Source organism: Saccharothrix sp. ST-888 (assembly GCF_000955975.1).
Lineage (GTDB): Bacteria > Actinomycetota > Actinomycetes > Streptomycetales > Streptomycetaceae > Kitasatospora.
This window is the reverse complement of the sequence record NZ_JYJF01000609.1, coordinates 1-351: the sequence shown is the minus strand read 5'-3', so window position 1 is coordinate 351 and position 351 is coordinate 1. Positions and strand designations below refer to the sequence as shown.

General features: G+C 70.9%; 1 pseudogene. It reads left to right on the top strand.

The features are described 5' to 3' along the window. Nucleotides 1-173 precede the first annotated feature (173 nt). Nucleotides 174-351: pseudogene (locus UK12_RS33945) on the top strand (phosphomethylpyrimidine synthase ThiC); the annotation flags it as partial.

The following is a 351-nucleotide window of genomic DNA, read 5'->3' as shown; positions in this document are numbered from 1 at the left end:
CCGCACCGGGGATCCCCCTCCGGCCCCCGGGGCGGCGCTCAGCAGTCGGCGGTCAGTCGGCCAACGGCAGGTACACCCGGTTGCCGGAGGCCGCGAACTACTCGGACTTGGGGGCCATAGCGGCCTCCGCTTCGGCGTAGAAGTAGGTGTCGGTCGCCACCGCGGTCGAGCCGGCGCCGTGCTACACCCTCGGCCCGCTCACCACAGACGTCGCCCCCTGCTACGACCACATCACCTCGGGCATCGGCGCCCCGATGATCGCCTGGTGGGGCACCGCCATGCTCTGCTACGTCACGCCCAAGGAGCACCTGGGCCTGCCCAACCGGGACGATGTGAAGACCGGCGTCATCA